We start from the raw sequence: 14,616 nt of genomic DNA, 5'->3' as shown, positions 1-14,616 counted from the left end.
ATTCAGCAGCAATCTCTAGTATTTTTAGATAGCTGCTACCACAGCAATGCTGGCAAGTATAAGGATTGTTAAGGCTAAACTGATTAGGCATCACTTAGCCTCCTGCCATCGGATATCAATGGAATCACAGTTTGGTAAATTGAGCTCCGCCATTGATTCATAAGACCGACTGACAGCAGCTCTCTCAGCTATTAGCTCCGGGTTATCTTTACCTTTATTTTTAGCTTTTAATGCTACTGAGCAAACGGGTTTCTTACCTCGATTATCCCAATAAAATTCAACTCCAGGATTAAACTCCCAACCATAAAGCTCTATATGGTCACACTGATGCTCGTAAATGGTCTTCCGAAGCTCACCAAGATCTTTCTTATATTCATCCCAATTAGTTGTAAAGTGAGACAGAAAACATAAGTTATTTCCGTTTTCATGAGCAACGGTTAGCTGATGGCGAGTAGTGGTGTATTGTTCAACCGTGCTTGAATTTCCAACATAGCTAATGCTTTGGGTTGTACAACCAGCCAGCATACCGACAGCGACGAGCGCAGTAGTTAAAGTGATCAATTTCATTGCTTTATCTCCTGATTGATTAAAATCAGGATTATTTTTACTTAGAGGGGAGTCATTATTGGCACGCCAAACTGCCCAATTTGGACAAATCAGAAACTGGGTAAAAATAGGCAGGTATCATCCAAAAACCACCTGTTGATGGCTTTCTGATGTAGCGCAGCCACAACTTTCCTTGGTCGTAATCGAAAAGCGACCTATTGATGGTGTTTTGGTGGTATTCAGTAGGGTTTAGGCCGTCTCATCCCCTCAGTGTCATCGAAAAGCCACCTATTGGTGGTATTTCAGTGGTTTTTGAGATAAACAACGAATGCAGGTGTGTTTTTAGGGGTCAAAAAACAATAGGTTGGGCTTAAGGAATGCACACAAGCCTAAGGGTAGATAGATTTAATCTTCAGATCATAGGTAACGAGATTCAATGTAAGGTAGTACACCATTCAGTTCATCACTTTTCCTCTGCCAGTTCACCAGGGAGAAATGATGGTAAACATCTTATCGCAAACACGCTTTTGCCCCAAACTTGTTTCGCATGACTGAACCAGTTCTGCTTGGTACTGGATTTTAGACCTAATTTTCGTAATGCTAGTAAGTGTCTACGATTTCAGTGGCGATGAATTTATTCGCCGCTATTTACTGCATGTTTTACCGAAAGGATTTATGCGAGTGCGGCATTTTGGCTTTCTGGCCAACGCGTGCCGTCGTAAAAAACTCGCGCTCATCAAGCCACACTTGCATCAATCTCAGCCAGCCATCGCGAGTCCAGCGGTGAAGGAGCTCTATACGTGGCTCTGCCCAACATGTCAGCACGGTCATCTGCAATTCCAGGGGATAATAAAGCCTGCTGAGTTACTGATAAATACAGCTCAGTTTGCGTCGCCTCGCGCCGCAGGGTTGCCTTGAACTAGAGGATAACGTAAGCGGTAGTTAACGTGTGAGGGATGAGAGCGGATGGCGTGATGCCGATGCAGGGGAAGAGTCATGTTTGACACTTGAACTTACGGGCCAACACGCGCCATCGGCAACACTAAACACGGCCAAAACCGTTGCAGAGGAGGTTAAAGCACAAAATAATTCAAGCAATTAGTCCTCAATCGGTTAAAGAACCCCCTACCGTAAAAAAGCAAATTCCTATAGCATGATTAATACCAAATAGTACGGATGTGGCAGCGGCCAAGTCCAACAATCGATTGATGCCCAGCAAACAGCACAGGGCATCAATACTAAGACGTTATGTTCAAAAAGGAGAAATCGAGTGGCACTCGTAAAATGTAAAGAATGTGGAGAGCAGGTAAGCACAAAGGCGAAGTCATGTCCTAAGTGTGGAGCTAAGCCACCGAAGAAAACGTCTTTCCTTACATGGGCTGTATTAGCCTTTATCGTCATTACTGTTTATGGCGCATATCAGCAGGAGTCGAATATGACTCCTGAGCAAAAGGCTGCGAGAGCAGAGAAGCGAGAAGTCGAAAAAGCAGAAGAAGCGAAGAGAGATGCTGAGAAGAAAGCAGCTCAAGATGAAAAGTACAAAGAGTACGCTTGGATTGAAAAAGGAAAGGATGCTGTACTTGCCAGGCTCAAAGATCCAAAATCGGCAGAATTCAAGGACGTATATTTCTTTCGTGGTGCAGACAATGTTCCAATGACCTGCGGCCAAGTTAATTCTAAAAACTCATTTGGCGGCTTTGTTGGGTTTCAGCATTTCGTTTCGGGCGGTTCACCAGATATGACCTTCTTGCAAAATGAAGTCGATGATTTCGCATCAGTGTGGAACAAGTTCTGCACCAAATGAACAATTTGCTGCACCGGACAAACCTACGCTGCGCTTCGTTTTTCCGGTGAGCAAGGCGTTAGCCCAAAATGGAGAATCACATGATCAAAAATATTTTAATAGGAACGGTTATTGCGCTCGGAATGACCGGCTGTACTAGCATGGCTGACACTATGTCTAAAGCTGCTGGCCTTGGAGTTGTGTCGCAAGAAAAATCAACTTTTGATAACGCGACAATTATTTCTGTTTCCCCAACATTTCTTTATACAAAAGGCTCTTGGGGAAACAGCATTAAGCTTGGGGCACGTTGGTCTAGCAAATCACCGGAGTATGTTGCCTTAATTCTTGCATATGACTCCAGCATCACCAGTAGCAGCACGGCATACCTAAGCCTTACTGGCATAGACATTAACATCGACGGAGAAATATCTTCACACTCCACGGGAAGCCCAACAAACCTTGACAGCAGCGGCTACAACTCTGTGTCAAAAAACATTTACACATCCAGCCAAAATACCGTTGTCATTCCGTACACTCTTCTAGAGCGCATGGTTTCAGCAAAGGACTGCCGCCTCCGCATACAAACAGGCAAGGGCTATGAAGACTCAGAGTTTTCTATTGAGCGTATACCGGGCGGCCAAGGCACAGCAATTCTGTCAATAAAAGAGTTTATGGCCAAAGTTTCTGCGACAAGGGGCTAACAAAAGCAAGCAATGGGATTGTCAAACGCTACGCGTTTGCCAATCCCTGTTGCTGGCGTTATCGCCAGAGAAATTTTAATCCGAAACTCAAAAATTAGAGTTGGGGTTCTAACTCATTTATGTCCAATTGGCATTTAAAGGCGGCTACTTACCGCCCTTCAGCATCCTTTTCAACCGTTCGATGTTCTGCTTGGCTACTTCTGATTCTACTGGCCGTGGTGCAGGCCGTGGCGGCAGTGCCTTGGGGATCTCTACATTAAGATCTTCACCAGCAAGGACGCGCCGGACAGCAATTTCATAGTTCCGCTCAAAAATCGGCCAAGTTTCTGTTTCTTTGCGATTTCGGATGTCAAACGTCCCTGTATTTTTTAAAGCAATGTACACCGCAGGGTGGCTCCACTCATCATTTGTCATCTCTGCGAGGCGATGCGCGTTACGGCAGGCCTCCAGGTATGCTTTCCTTGTGTCTGGCAATCCATAGTCAGCAGGGTCTGGGTGGCACCAAGCGATGAACTGACCTATGCTGGGCCAGAAGGGGGACTCTGAGCGCCGAGCCTTTGCCAATCCACATTTTAACTGCGTTTCAGTAGTGATTTTCGCTTCAACCAATCCGCGAGCCCAGGATCGCTTGGCTGCATCGATGTCCGATTTGTATGTGAACGTCTGTCGCCAGGCCGGAAAACAAGCTTGTAGCTCAGCAAATAGTTTGTTGATGATGCCTGCCGCCTCCTGGAGGCGGTCAGGATGTGGCTGATGTTCTTTGCGAGGACGTTTAACAGTCTCCTCATTTTGCCCAAACTTCACGGTTTGGGCATGACTATCCAAGGAAATGATCTCCGCGATGTTTCTTGCTGCCATTACCAACCTCCTTGCGCCCAGCTTGTATCGTTCAGGTCTTCAATAAGCGAACGATTTTGAGGGCTTCGGTTACTGGGAGTCAGCCAATCTGCCTTAAGGCCAGCCCACCCCCTCAGAACACACGTTTCAATCGCGTCGCCTAGGCAGATGCCAACTTTCGCCGCCTCCCGCTCTACCAGCAGCACAGCGTCCTTTGTGAGAGTCGCGCGTTTTTTCTTGCGGATTGCTTGCCACTCTCGGGCGTGGACCGGATCTACTCCCCGAGATACAAGAGCATCAACAAAATCAAAACGCGTCTGAGCGTGGGTATTATTAATATCTTTGTAGCTCTCTGGGATCTTTTTGGAATAGTTTGCTGAAACCTCGCATTCTTGTGTGCGACAACCGTGCAAACTAGTTTGCGAATAATCGCTATCCAGGTTGCGATTTTTCGCAGACTGGATTTTTTGTCCGCAATCAGCAAGAAATCGTAAGTACGCATCATGATTTACACGGTAGTGAAGTCTCGCTGGCACACCTGAACGTTTTTCTTCCAGAAGGTGCATATCACACAGCTTGCGGCGAATTTTCCTCAGTGCATCTCTCTGAATTCCGAGGCAGGCTTGCCAGCTTCCGAGCTCTGAAAAAATATTGGTAGCCTCTGGATCTGGCTCCCCTTCAGCGGGTAGATCGAACCATCCACCGGCTTCTGCCTTGAGACTGCTTAGAAACGACGCCTGTTGTAAAAATGCAGCGGCTTCCAGCCCAAGCGCTTGAATTGATGCACGTGGTATCGCGATGCGTGGGCCGTCAATTGCTCTTGCGAGATCAACTGAGTTAAGAGAACTGCTCATTTATCTCCTCCAGCGACGCAGACGGGGCTCATAACAAAACGACGATTAATTTCAGCTTCTACTACTGGATTTATAGCGGTTGGATGCAGTTTGGTGAAATGTGCAATGGCCAGGCATACATAAGCACGATGAGAAGAATAGCCGCTTGCAGCCGCCACATCGAGCATCAATGAAAATGGTTCCGACGAAACAATCTTGCGGAAATAAGAAGGGTGAATTTGTACGTTCATAACAAACCTCAACGAATAAAAAGTTGAGGCACTGCGCTCGCGGCTTAAATTTCAGCGCTCAGCTCCACCCGTGCCAGCTTGATGGAGGTTGATGGCGAGACGCTTTAACCAAGTAAGCAGACTTGAACCTACAAGGTCGCTCTGGACTAGAACTCGCGGTGGAACTTTTACATGTAAAAGTTTTCCGCTTACCAAATCAATTAGTATGCTGTTTTTATATAGCGGCCAGCTACCACAAGCGATTAAAAGCTGGATACAATGATTGCTGACACAATCTTGCCAAAAATTTTAGTAATGTCCACTCCAAGCAGACTTGCGATTACTAAGCCAGCAATTACCATTTCAATTTTTGTAATTTGTGTGTACATAACAAATCTCCTCAAAACAACGGTTGTTGGTCACCAGATTTAGGGCGGGTAACAATATGTCCAGGACGGTGATCTGCTTTGGGATGCTCCCAATTACTCTTTCCACAAGTAGGACAGCATTTACTGACAACTTTATCTCTCAATCCAGGCCCACTAAAAACTTCACTCTGACAATGTACACATTCAACAAAAAAAGCCTCACCACTTTTTATTTCTTTACATGCTTTGTAAAAGCCAGATATATCAAAGTCTTTTTCACTTCTTAACCACTCAGATGCTTTTACAACAGCTTCTACATGAGGCATTTTTTCACTCAGCTCACAGTAAACATGAATTGCTGCCGAATATTTTATCCAATCCTCCTTTGACAGAATATCCTGTCCGTAAACCGCTCGGCGATGTTCCTTAATGGCTAAATCTTCCCTTATTTTTCTAATTTGCTTATGAGTAAAGGAGGTCTCTTCCATAATAATGGAAGTAGAAAACCCTTTTTTCACAAGAAAATAGCCAAACGCCCATCGATTAAGGTGATGGTTACCTGGCAGGAACGGTAGTAGTTTGAATACATTGGAACGCATAAAGCCCCCTGTTCAAAGTTTAAAACAATGAACAAGTGAGACCCCATGCCTTACTTGGTGTCCTAATCACAAATTGTGAATAGGCTATTTGAATGGGCTGAGTTGAACTCAGCTAAAATAATATGCTGTTTAAAGGCCAGCTACCTATCTAAATAATAGCAAGAAGAAGGGAGTTGTCAACAACTCCAAACCCAAAATTATTCAGTTATTTCACTCAGTTAAGTTTGTTTCGTCAGAACAAATCTTAATTACTGTAATTATCATAATTACGATAATACCGTAATTTTCGTAACCCTAATCTTTTTTCCATTTTGTCCAAAAAGGGCAGTTTGGCGTGCCTAAATATCTGCCGCCCACCCGCAAAATTCTCCATGCGAAAACGCATTTTCTATTCAACTGGAGATACAACAAATGCAAGTTTTTAAATACACCGCCCTGTCAGTAGTTATTTCCCTATCGTCCGCCGCTGCTTTTGCTGGTACAGGCACGGGAACTTCTCAAATCTCGGCAACCCCGCCAGCTTTGTCTGTGGCCGAAGTTCAGCCGTACACAATGACTTTGGAACGCAAGCCGGGAGCCGCTCCAACTGGCGGGTTCTCTTTAAAAAGTTGGGCGACTTATTTGGCGCAAAATCCGGAGGACACAGTACAGCCCGGCTGCTTAAAAGTGACAGGAGATATGGATAAATCGGTCGGGATTACCATCACTAACCTGTCAAATCCCACAGCTCCAGGTGGAGCAGCTTTAAGCTTTTCGGGAACACCGAAAATTAACCTAACTACTTCAACTGTTGACTGCTCAGATGCGATCTCAAAAACGAGTACAGGCGTGGGAGTTAATGCAGCGCCAGTGGCAGCAACCACATCAGCTTCTGGTGAGCTCTACATAGCCTGGTCGTATCGTCAGCCAGCCACGGCAAGCACCGGATACATGCAGCTCAGCACGTGGGAGGAAGGGATCTTTTCTGGAACCGTCGATCTTCAAATCGACTACCAGTAATCACTCGTTTAGGGACTGACCAAGTCAGTCCCTAGTCCTTTGGAGGTCCCTATGAAGCCCCTTATTAATTCAATCATGATGGCGACGCTAGCAGTTCTTCTATCAGCACCTGCGACTGCATTTCAACTTAAAGCCCATGACGTAGAGATCAGTCGTAAGTCAACGACTGAAATCCCAGTATCAAATACCCTAAATTCGCCAATAATAGTGAAAATCACCCCACCAGATGGGGTACAAGTATTTCCCCGACGCTTCCAACTGCTGCCAGGAGAGCGGCAAGTAGTAAAAGCACGAGAGAGAGATGGGAAAGTCTTATCTCAAAAAGCAAAGATGGCATTCTCATATGCCGTACAAAGCGAAGAAAAACAAGGCGTTCACTCAAGAATCACGCTGAGACTCCCGGTGAGGGAGGTTTCTCGATGAAGAAAAAACTTTCACATGTGAAAGTTTTTGTGCCCACAGTCTTGTTGGCCGCAGCTTTCACACTCACAGCTTCACCAACTCGTGCGGATGACTACCTGATGAAGTTTGTCGTGAACGGACAAAACAAGGGGGAATACCTTGTTTCTCGTGAAGTAGATAGTGCCATTGCTGAACCAGGACTATGGCATGCTGCTGGTGTAAACACAAAAGAGCAACTTCCCTTGGAAAGGTTAAACAATCTTGGTCATGTCAAAATTGTTTGGTCAGAACAAACCATCTACTTTTACCCTCGTAACAGCGTAGCCAAAGCCAGAAAGGTCACCCCAGATGTTACAATTGAGCCAGACGTATCCAGTCTGGATGTAAAATCCTTTGACTACTTTCTCACCTATCAAAGCAAAGGTGATATTTCGGGTAGCATCACGGGAACAGGCCGAGTCGGAAACCTCGATGTAGATATTAGAGCTGGACTAGGAGGGCAAGAGTCATATTTCTCCAGCCAGTGGCACGACGAGGAGAACAGCAACGTCAAAGGCATTGAAGCCGGTCGTGTTCAGCGTTACGGGCTGGATGGTTTCTCACTCACGAATGAAAGTAGCCTTGCCACTGGATCATTTTCTAATGACCAAATTGAGCTTTATTGGCCTGTTGGAACAAGGGTAGATGTTTACCGTGACGGAACCTATTTACAATCTCTGGTTCTGGATAGCGAGCCGTTCTCTTACAAAATCGAACTGGATTACAGCAATAATCAATATAAATTTGACGCTGTATTGCCCGATGGCACAACGGACACCAAAACAGTAGAAAGAGCCATTTCTGGACGACTTGCACCCGTAGGAGGGCTCAACTATCAATTGGCTCTAGGCAAGTCTCCAACCACGGATGAAAGCAAACTAATTGGACACTTAGCCTACGGCGTGACTAATGAATTGTCACTTTTCGCTGGTCAGGATGAGCAGGAAAGACAGTATTTTTCCGCTTTATATTCAAGTGATAACTTTTCATTTGAGCCTGCTTGGTATGGCAATAGTGGATACGCTCTGAGCGGTTCTTGGCAGGATGACGATCTTTCGATCTTTGGACAACTAAGTGATTTAGACAACTATCAATTACGCTCTGTTAGTGTTTCATCACGCTCTCTGTTTCAACCAACTATTCAGTACTCTTCCCGCACGCACGACGGCTATGAAACTCAGGAAACGACGCTACGCACGTATCACAGCACGCGCATTGAGACACTGAATACATCAATATCTTTATCTCCATACTATTCGAATCGTTTAGCCAATGGTGTCAGATCCAACATCTTTGGAGGGCGGATGCTTGCTAGCATGGAAGCGGGTTGGCAGGTTTTGGCGTCTTATGAGCGTGAAAATAAAGATCTTGATGGTATTGGAGATATAGAACGCTTCAGTGGAGAGGTATCAAAACGATTCAGTTTGGGGCGGATCACCTACCGCTACACGGCAAGCAATTTTGGTCATGGGTGGGAAGGTCAGCAACAAAGCTTGCGTGCTGATCTTTGGAGTTGGAGGTTTGCAACCCTGTCTGCTTCGTTCAATCATTCGCCTAGTGCTGGTAATAACATTACTTTATCAATTGGTGGTAGCTTTGGCCGCACCGGATTCCAGCGAACTCCCCAGAGAAGTCAAGCCACGCTTGTGTTGTCCACATGTCGGGATCTTAATGCTGATGGTATTTGCCAAGAAGATGAACCGGAAGTTAAGGGGGTTGTTGCTAGTTTGGATGGTCGCCAAGTGAAAACTCCAGCCATTATTGATTCTCTGACTCCGTACCGTCGGTACGATATAGAAGTATCTGGAGATTTTGGATTGTCGCCTCGATACAATTCCATTCAGTCAGGTCGGCTAGTTCGTGGAGGGATAAATCATCTTCGCCTGCCTTTGTCTGAAGTTAGGGAAATTGAAGGCCAGCTTGATCGAGACGGAATTAGAGTTGCTCTTGTTGACACAGAAACGGGAGATTTTCTGGAGGAACAAACCACTGAATTTGGGGGATGGTATCTGTTTTATGCACCGGCTGGACGCAAGGTCAAGGTTGTGGAAGAACCTGAGTTAAAACCGGCTAAAAACTTTCACATGTGAAAGTTTCCATATCCGCTTGCTGCTTCACAATACCCTATATCAAAAACCACTTTTTGCGCCCTAAAAGGGCAAGTACAGAGGCGATGATGTAGACATAATGACAGTAAACTGAGCCATCTCTATTAAATATATAAATGGAAGGATGAATTACATGGCAAAAGTTAAGATTCCACAGCAGCTCGCCCAAGCGCTATTGCCCGACAACACAGAAGACATCCTTGGCAAAGATGATCAAAAGAAAGTCGCAGATGTTGCGAAGAAAATCATCGTCGATGCGATAGAACAGGGGATCAGGCCGAAGATGGATGCCCAGAGCGATGAGGGGAGTGTCGCATTCCACTACAACCTGACGTTCCCCCAACAAGTCAGCGCCAAAATAAGAACGCTGATGCGAGAGCACAAACAGCCTGAGGGGCTACTGCTTTTTTATATTTTGAGCGCTGGGATCGAAAAGGAGCTCTACGTCAATCACCAGCTTACCTCGGAAGAAAGTGAGCACATGATGGACGTCTATCTGAATCCCCTTGCGATGAGGCCAAGAAAGGAGCAGCTCATCTTGGCGGATGCGATAAATGACACCCTCGCCAAAGGGGGCATCGGCATGGTCGAAGGTGGAACAGGGATAGGTAAGACGCTGACCATCCTTGCCAGTGCTAATCAGATCGCCGCTGCAAAAGGGCAGCGCTCTGTTATCGCAACAAACACCATAAGCAACATCCAGCAGATGGCTAAGACCTATGAGCGACTGGTGGCGGCTGGTGTGAAGATGGTTCCGCTTAGGGTTGTGTTGGGAAGAAACAGCTTCGTGAGTGTGGACAAACTGCGCCGGTATCTGGCCGATGACGAGATCCCTCAAGAAGTCCTCCATGCTGTCGAACGATGGATGCAAACTGGCCTGCTTCAAGAGCGTGAAATCGACGCCGCTCCCGCATATTTGCTTGATGAGCTGGTCAGCCTTTTCCCCAATGCTGCTACGTCTGAGGTCGTGCTGGGGGTGGACGCATCGAGCGAAGACCCAGGGTATCTGGCCTATAAAAGTCAGTTCGTGCGAGAAGATGTTTACCCTGAAATCGTGCTCTGTACCCACGCAATGCTTGCCATAGATGCTAAAACTCGACGCATCAGGATCGCACAGAGCGAGCGTGACTTGACTGACGAGCTAGCCCAAGATGTGTATAAAAATGATGAAGATGTGTTGCCTATATACCAATTCCTTTTTATCGATGAAGCGCACCTCCTTGAGGAAACAGTGTCCAAAATTTTTGGCGACAGTAACCTCACTCAAGCTTGTATGGAGGGAATGTGGCAACAGGTGTCAGCGGCCACTTGCATCAGTGATACACTGTATCTTCCCAAGTTGGGGGGGTTCACATGCAGTTACTTCGCAAACAACTTGTTTATCCCCGAACGTCGGCTCAAAACCTATACGCCTATCACTCCGCCGTGGCTGAAAAATAACGTCCATGAAATTTGCCTGCCTCCAATGGAGCTCGACAAGGCCCAGCGTTTTGTGCCGGTAGGTCGAAAGCAAAGCAATGATACGCCTGAGAGCCGAGAGAAAATGCACAGCGCCTGGCTGGACAACATTGCTGAGCAAATCGTGATAGCTCACGGCCAAGGTGAAGGGGGAACGCTGGTCCTGATGACGTCGTTTGCCGATGTAAAAGGCATCTCAGAAAGGTTGGGTGAACTAAAAAATCCGCTTGTCAAAGCGAATAGGGACATTACAACCGAAGCGCAGAAGGTTGCCTATCTGAATGCTCTGAAAGCTGGTGAGAAGCCGTTATGGCTTGCATTGGGCGGCGCATGGACCGGCCTTGACATCAACGGCAAGCATATTGGGCTGAGCGATGAGGAAATCGCAGAGAAAGATAATGTGATCGCCACGCTCATCATTCCGAAGCTACCTTTCGGCCTGAACCGTTCATTGTCTTACCACGCACGTCTGGCTCGCTCCCGCAAGCAAGGGGCAATGGACGTCATGGAAACGGTTATCCGCTTCAAACAAGGCCTTGGACGCCTGATCCGCTTGGAGAACCAGCCTAAAAACCGTCGCATACTGGTTTTGGATGGCAGGCTGAGGATGCCAGAATACAAAGGATTTCTTGGGCCTTTCATGCGTGAGATTGAGTCCTATCCAAGAGTAAGGTCGATCTGACAGCTCAACTTTCACATGTGAAAGTTTTTTGTGCCTACTCCATCGTCAGCCGTCTGATTTATCGTCAACGGCTGACTCCTCAGCCTTCTCATCAATATCCTTCAGAATTTGCGCAGCCTTTTCATTGGCTAGCAAAACCACCTCTAGTTTTTCTTGCTCGATGATTTCATCTAACGATCTTGCCATGATGCCCTCCTTCTAAGTTCGAACTATTATAAACTGTATTGAATAACGAGAGGAATGACGGATGACGCCGTTGATCTGGGGAGTCTTGGGATTATTTGCCTTCTTTACAATAGTCACTATAGGTAGTCTGTACCTTTACAGTAAGCGGGATAAGCACTGAGCTAAATAACGCTCAATGTGTCCGTATTGGGCAGTTTGAGAGTTCATCACTTGAAAAAATGAATGAGAAAATAGTCGCAAATATATTGGAGCCAAAGGATTAATAATTCTTTGCTCAAGCATTATGGATAACTAATATGGCGACCATTTTAAACGAAATGCTAACGGAGCAACAATTAATAGAGCTAACCGGCTATACGAAAGCAAGCGCCCAAATCAAGCAGCTAAAGTTACAAGGAATACATTATCACTTACGTAGTGACGGTAAGCCTGTAGTAACGTGGACGGCGGTAAACTACCCATTTACACATCGAGTGGTAGCAAATGACAATCTTCCTAATTTTGAGGCAATAAGCAATGGCTAAACGCAAACCAGAAGATGCATGGATGCCAAAAGGCGTATACCTGCATAAGGTTCGCGGTAAGCCTACAAGCTACATTATGAAGAACGGCAAGCGCACAATTACTTTATGCTCGGCATCTTCAACACGCGCAGAGGTTTGGACGGCATATGAGGCAGCTATTGAGAAATCACTGACCAAATACACATTCAAACGCATGGCTGACGAGTACCAGGCATCTGCAACATTCAAAGAATTAGCACCTCGCACTCAACGCGACCGCGAACGTGAGCTTGCGATGTTCAATAAGGTATTTGGGGAGATGGAGCCTGATACAATTAAACCCCATCATATTCGTCGTTACATGGATATACGAGGCAATACAAGCCGTACACAAGCCAACCATGAACTATCAGCTTGTAGCGTGGTATTCGGATGGGGTTATGAACGTGGACATTGCAAACACAACCCAGCTAAAGGCGTTAAGAAGTTCAGAAACAAGTCACGAGATCGTTACATCACAGATCATGAATTCAAAGCACTCCTTGAATGCTGCGAACTTCGTCTAAGGCTAGCTTGCGAAATCAGTTATCTATGTGCTGCACGTCAAGCTGATGTTCTCTCACTGAAGTGGTCACAGATACTGGATGAAGGGATCTTTATTCAGCAAGGTAAAACGGGCAAGAAGCAGATCAAAGCATGGTCGCCGCGCCTGAAAAAACTCATGAATGAAGCAAAATCATTGCACGAAGGTGTAGCCAGCATCTTTGTGATCAACAAAACTGGTGGTGGCAAATTAACCTCTGATGGTTTGCGCAGCAGTTGGCGCCGTGCAATGGATAAGCTCGCCGTTACTCATCCTGACATTGAACGCACATTCACGTTCCACGATATCAAGGCAAAAGGTATATCAGACTTTGATGGAAACATTCACGACAAACAGCAATTTAGCGGACACAAGACCGTTGGACAGGTGAATGTCTACGACAGAAGAACAGAAGTGGTGCCAACAATTGGCAGTGTTAAGAAGTGAATCATTATTCAAAATGCAGCTTAGATATTTCTAACAACTTTTCTAACACAAAGGAAAACGGCCCGCATATTGCTATGCAGGCCGTCTGGAATATGGCAGGGGTGGCAGGACTCGAACCCGCAACCGTCGGTTTTGGAGACCGCTGTTCTACCAATTGGAACTACACCCCTGTGGAACGAGGGGCATTATGCAAAAAGCCTTCCTAAAGGTAAAGGACTTTTTGGTACAAACCCCGCTGATTGCAGCTTTTTCAGGCAAAGCTATGGCATTGTAGGTATCCCGGAGTTTCTGGGGACAACGTCAGTAAGGTAAGGTTGCTGTAAACAACAAATTATCTAGGTTCACCAAGCCAAAGACTTTGCATGCTTCCCCCAAAGAAGCACCCATATAAAACTCAGCATTATCCTGCAAGCTACTTACAGTGTGATGGTCAATGTATACTTATTACTTAATGCACTTGATTTCAGTCGGATAACCAGCCGTTCAAAACACCCCAAGCAGTCTGATGAAGCTCAAACGGCTTTTAAAAAACTTCCTGATGGAAACTAACCTTCACACACCTATCCATATACGACCACCCCAGATTGATATTTGGTTTCAGGACGAAGCCAGATTTGGTCAGCAAAATACAACAACACGACTCTGGGCACCGAAAGGCAGTAGACCCAGAGCGCTAAAACAGCAGCAGTTTGAATACGCGCACCTCTTCGGCGCAGTCTGTCCCGCAACAGGAGAAACTGAAGCCATCATCACGCCGTTTGTTAATAAGGACATCATGCGCCAGCACCTGGAACTGCTCGCCAACCGAACTAAACCAGGATGACATGCTGTGGTGGTAATGGATGGTGCAGGGTGGCATACCAATGACATTGCAGTTGATATCCCCAACTTGTCGATATTCAAATTGCCGTCCTATTCCCCGGAGCTAAACCCCATCGAACAGGTGTGGAGTTGGCTACGCCAACGTCATCTCGCTAATCGCTGTTTCAAAGGATATGAGGACATTGTGGATGCTTGCTGTCAGGCTTGGAACAGGCTTGGAACGACTTCGTCAGCAGTACAAAGCGAGTGATAAAGATGTGCACCAGAGACTGGGCGAAAGTGACTGAACTTTAATGCGGAATGGTATCACATGGGGGCGAAAGACATCTGCTCATCAAGCACAGCTTGATAGATGGCTGGAGCGCGAAGCAGCTTGGCTGCAAGCTAAGGGGTAAACACTGCGCCAGCAGCTTTGGGCTGCATGTTAAGTCGTGCTCGCTGGAAGCGAGACAAACAAAAAAGCCCTAGCATTCAGCTAGGGCTTTTTTGT

Annotated in this window: 15 protein-coding genes, 1 tRNA gene and 2 pseudogenes; 10 read left to right on the top strand and 8 right to left on the bottom strand. The window is 46.2% G+C overall.

The window, feature by feature from the left end:
- Window positions 1-90 precede the first annotated feature (90 nt).
- Window positions 91-567, bottom strand: a complete 477-nt coding sequence (locus CX650_RS10945) for a hypothetical protein (RefSeq protein ID WP_101095838.1) — start codon at window positions 565-567, stop codon at window positions 91-93.
- Between the two features lie 609 nt (window positions 568-1,176).
- On the opposite strand from CX650_RS10945, the pseudogene CX650_RS20415 reads away from it, so the two are divergent.
- The 3 genes and pseudogenes from CX650_RS20415 to CX650_RS10930 form a co-directional block, all read left to right on the top strand.
- Window positions 1,177-1,464: pseudogene (locus CX650_RS20415) on the top strand (transposase); the annotation flags it as partial.
- Between the two features lie 352 nt (window positions 1,465-1,816).
- The gene (locus CX650_RS10935; RefSeq protein WP_101095837.1) at window positions 1,817-2,350 is read left to right on the top strand and encodes a zinc-ribbon domain-containing protein; all 534 of its coding nucleotides are present in this window, start codon (window positions 1,817-1,819) and stop codon (window positions 2,348-2,350) included.
- An 80-nt stretch (window positions 2,351-2,430) separates the two neighbouring features.
- On the top strand, window positions 2,431-3,030 hold the full coding sequence (locus CX650_RS10930; protein WP_147289694.1) for a hypothetical protein: 600 nt from the start codon (window positions 2,431-2,433) through the stop codon (window positions 3,028-3,030).
- Between the two features lie 144 nt (window positions 3,031-3,174).
- Here the strand turns inward: CX650_RS10930 and CX650_RS10925 are convergent, their stop codons facing one another.
- The 5 genes from CX650_RS10925 to CX650_RS10910 form a co-directional block, all read right to left on the bottom strand.
- The gene (locus tag CX650_RS10925; protein WP_189484325.1) at window positions 3,175-3,888 is read right to left on the bottom strand and encodes a replication protein P; all 714 of its coding nucleotides are present in this window, start codon (window positions 3,886-3,888) and stop codon (window positions 3,175-3,177) included.
- Entirely contained in the window at window positions 3,888-4,721 is an 834-nt protein-coding gene (locus CX650_RS10920; protein WP_101095834.1) for a hypothetical protein, read from the bottom strand. Before CX650_RS10920 ends, CX650_RS10925 begins: the two co-directional genes overlap by 1 nt.
- Window positions 4,718-4,951 (bottom strand): hypothetical protein, encoded by a 234-nt coding sequence (locus CX650_RS10915; protein ID WP_167388640.1) that lies wholly within the window; start codon window positions 4,949-4,951, stop codon window positions 4,718-4,720. The genes CX650_RS10920 and CX650_RS10915 overlap by 4 nt, the downstream gene beginning before the upstream one ends.
- A gap of 242 nt (window positions 4,952-5,193) precedes the next feature.
- Entirely contained in the window at window positions 5,194-5,319 is a 126-nt protein-coding gene (locus CX650_RS20550; protein ID WP_268248605.1) for a hypothetical protein, read from the bottom strand.
- An 11-nt stretch (window positions 5,320-5,330) separates the two neighbouring features.
- Window positions 5,331-5,897 (bottom strand): hypothetical protein, encoded by a 567-nt coding sequence (locus CX650_RS10910; protein WP_101095832.1) that lies wholly within the window; start codon window positions 5,895-5,897, stop codon window positions 5,331-5,333.
- Between the two features lie 411 nt (window positions 5,898-6,308).
- Between CX650_RS10910 and CX650_RS10905 the strand changes: the two genes are divergently transcribed.
- The 4 genes from CX650_RS10905 to CX650_RS10890 all read left to right on the top strand — a co-directional run bounded on the left by CX650_RS10905 (window position 6,309) and on the right by CX650_RS10890 (window position 11,585).
- Complete coding sequence (locus tag CX650_RS10905) at window positions 6,309-6,896, top strand: hypothetical protein (RefSeq protein WP_101095831.1); 588 nt, start codon at window positions 6,309-6,311, stop codon at window positions 6,894-6,896.
- Between the two features lie 51 nt (window positions 6,897-6,947).
- The gene (locus CX650_RS10900; protein WP_101095830.1) at window positions 6,948-7,319 is read left to right on the top strand and encodes a hypothetical protein; all 372 of its coding nucleotides are present in this window, start codon (window positions 6,948-6,950) and stop codon (window positions 7,317-7,319) included.
- Window positions 7,316-9,427 carry a hypothetical protein gene (locus tag CX650_RS10895; RefSeq protein WP_101095829.1) on the top strand — a complete coding sequence of 704 codons (2,112 nt, stop codon included), beginning with the start codon at window positions 7,316-7,318 and terminating at the stop codon, window positions 9,425-9,427. The genes CX650_RS10900 and CX650_RS10895 overlap by 4 nt, the downstream gene beginning before the upstream one ends.
- Window positions 9,428-9,578: 151 nt before the next feature.
- Entirely contained in the window at window positions 9,579-11,585 is a 2,007-nt protein-coding gene (locus CX650_RS10890) for a helicase C-terminal domain-containing protein (RefSeq protein ID WP_101095828.1), read from the top strand.
- Between the two features lie 45 nt (window positions 11,586-11,630).
- Here CX650_RS10890 and CX650_RS20150 read toward each other — a convergent pair whose 3' ends face one another.
- Window positions 11,631-11,771 carry a hypothetical protein gene (locus CX650_RS20150; protein WP_167388639.1) on the bottom strand — a complete coding sequence of 47 codons (141 nt, stop codon included), beginning with the start codon at window positions 11,769-11,771 and terminating at the stop codon, window positions 11,631-11,633.
- 296 nt (window positions 11,772-12,067) lie between these two features.
- On the opposite strand from CX650_RS20150, the gene CX650_RS10885 reads away from it, so the two are divergent.
- Together CX650_RS10885 and CX650_RS10880 are read left to right on the top strand one after the other, a co-directional pair.
- Entirely contained in the window at window positions 12,068-12,295 is a 228-nt protein-coding gene (locus CX650_RS10885; RefSeq protein ID WP_039036185.1) for a DUF4224 domain-containing protein, read from the top strand.
- Window positions 12,288-13,304, top strand: coding sequence for a tyrosine-type recombinase/integrase (locus CX650_RS10880; RefSeq protein ID WP_101095827.1), 1,017 nt, complete (start codon window positions 12,288-12,290; stop codon window positions 13,302-13,304). The genes CX650_RS10885 and CX650_RS10880 overlap by 8 nt, the downstream gene beginning before the upstream one ends.
- A gap of 93 nt (window positions 13,305-13,397) precedes the next feature.
- On the opposite strand, the gene CX650_RS10875 is transcribed toward CX650_RS10880, so the two are convergent.
- Window positions 13,398-13,474 (bottom strand) — tRNA-Trp (locus tag CX650_RS10875).
- A 223-nt stretch (window positions 13,475-13,697) separates the two neighbouring features.
- On the opposite strand from CX650_RS10875, the pseudogene CX650_RS20410 reads away from it, so the two are divergent.
- Window positions 13,698-14,420 (top strand): annotated as a pseudogene (locus tag CX650_RS20410) (IS630 family transposase); the annotation flags it as partial.
- Between the last annotated feature and the right edge of the window lie 196 nt (window positions 14,421-14,616).

Source organism: Shewanella indica (assembly GCF_002836975.1).
Lineage (GTDB): Bacteria > Pseudomonadota > Gammaproteobacteria > Enterobacterales > Shewanellaceae > Shewanella > Shewanella indica.
Note: the sequence above shows the minus strand (reverse complement) of the source record. Positions and strands in the feature narration are given on the sequence as shown.

Bases quoted from the DNA above. Each gene is read 5' to 3' on its own strand.
- CX650_RS10945 (WP_101095838.1), bottom strand. From the start codon at position 567: ATGAAATTGATCACTTTAACTACTGCGCTCGTCGCTGTCGGTATGCTG.
- CX650_RS10930 (WP_147289694.1), top strand. From the start codon at position 2,431: ATGATCAAAAATATTTTAATAGGAACGGTTATTGCGCTCGGAATGACC.
- CX650_RS10925 (WP_189484325.1), bottom strand. From the start codon at position 3,888: ATGGCAGCAAGAAACATCGCGGAGATCATTTCCTTGGATAGTCATGCC.
- CX650_RS10920 (WP_101095834.1), bottom strand. From the start codon at position 4,721: ATGAGCAGTTCTCTTAACTCAGTTGATCTCGCAAGAGCAATTGACGGC.
- CX650_RS10915 (WP_167388640.1), bottom strand. From the start codon at position 4,951: ATGAACGTACAAATTCACCCTTCTTATTTCCGCAAGATTGTTTCGTCG.
- CX650_RS20550 (WP_268248605.1), bottom strand. From the start codon at position 5,319: ATGTACACACAAATTACAAAAATTGAAATGGTAATTGCTGGCTTAGTA.
- CX650_RS10910 (WP_101095832.1), bottom strand. From the start codon at position 5,897: ATGCGTTCCAATGTATTCAAACTACTACCGTTCCTGCCAGGTAACCAT.
- CX650_RS10905 (WP_101095831.1), top strand. From the start codon at position 6,309: ATGCAAGTTTTTAAATACACCGCCCTGTCAGTAGTTATTTCCCTATCG.
- CX650_RS10900 (WP_101095830.1), top strand. From the start codon at position 6,948: ATGAAGCCCCTTATTAATTCAATCATGATGGCGACGCTAGCAGTTCTT.
- CX650_RS10895 (WP_101095829.1), top strand. From the start codon at position 7,316: ATGAAGAAAAAACTTTCACATGTGAAAGTTTTTGTGCCCACAGTCTTG.
- CX650_RS10890 (WP_101095828.1), top strand. From the start codon at position 9,579: ATGGCAAAAGTTAAGATTCCACAGCAGCTCGCCCAAGCGCTATTGCCC.
- CX650_RS20150 (WP_167388639.1), bottom strand. From the start codon at position 11,771: ATGGCAAGATCGTTAGATGAAATCATCGAGCAAGAAAAACTAGAGGTG.
- CX650_RS10885 (WP_039036185.1), top strand. From the start codon at position 12,068: ATGGCGACCATTTTAAACGAAATGCTAACGGAGCAACAATTAATAGAG.
- CX650_RS10880 (WP_101095827.1), top strand. From the start codon at position 12,288: ATGGCTAAACGCAAACCAGAAGATGCATGGATGCCAAAAGGCGTATAC.